This window comes from Arthrobacter sp. JCM 19049 (assembly GCF_001310435.1).
Window position 1 is genome coordinate 1 of sequence record NZ_BAXF01000727.1, and the last position, 876, is coordinate 876.

An 876-nucleotide genomic window follows, 5' to 3' on the forward strand; every position below is an offset into this window, starting at 1 on the left:
CCAGCAGCGGCAGCCCGGCCTCCGCCTCCAGCTTGGCCAGCTGTTGGGAGACGGCCGAGGCGCTGATGCCCAGCACCCGGGCGGTGGCCGCGATGCTGCCGCGCAATTGCAGTTCGCGCAGCAGCGTCAGCCGCTTGAAATCAAGCATTTGGACCTCCTGGCATCGGTCGTCGGCGGGTGTTCCCACCCATAAGTTCTGCTTAACGGAACAAACAAGATGCACCCACTTTATCTGATGGGAGCGCGGAACTATGTTGTAGATCACAAAGTTCGGGAATTCGTGGAAGTGATAGGACAAAGACAACGACAATGGTGTTCACCCCGGAAGGTCACCGTGACCTGGAATGCAGCGAGTACGCAGCTCGCCAACAGCGCGTCCGCCGGCGCATGGCCCAGCAGGAACTGGACGTTCTGCTGGTCACCGATCCCGCCAACCTGTACTACCTGACTGGCTACAACGCCTGGTCCTTCTACACCGCGCAGATCCTGGTGCTGCCCTGCGAAGGCGAGCCGCTGATGTACATGCGCCACATGGACGCCCACGGGGCGCACCGCACCGCGATCGGCATCCGCGCCGAGCGGGTCATCGGCTACCCGGAGCAGATTGTGCACCGCCCGGCGATCCACCCCGGCGACTGGGTGGCCAGGCACCTGCGGGATGCCGGCTACGGCCGGGCGCTGCGCGTGGGCTACGAGGGCGATTCGCATTTCTTCTCCATCCGGATGTTCATGGCCCTGTCCGCGACCCTGCCCGAATGGCAGCTGCAGGAGTCCCGGGAGCTGGTCAACTGGGTCCGCCTGGTCAAGTCCCCCTTTGAAGTCGAACTGATGCGCGCCGCCGGCCGGGTCTGCTCCCAGGCGATGCGCACCGCACTG

General features: G+C 64.6%; 2 protein-coding genes. One reads left to right on the forward strand and one right to left on the reverse strand.

Annotated elements, in window-relative coordinates; all coding sequences use genetic code 11:
- The coding region (locus JCM19049_RS21460) for a LysR family transcriptional regulator (RefSeq protein ID WP_279403401.1) at window positions 1-148 on the reverse strand (148 nt) is incomplete at its 3' end.
- A 161-nt stretch (window positions 149-309) separates the two neighbouring features.
- On the opposite strand from JCM19049_RS21460, the gene JCM19049_RS15820 reads away from it, so the two are divergent.
- Window positions 310-876: aminopeptidase P family N-terminal domain-containing protein (locus JCM19049_RS15820; RefSeq protein ID WP_279403400.1), on the forward strand; the 567-nt coding region annotated here is incomplete at its 3' end.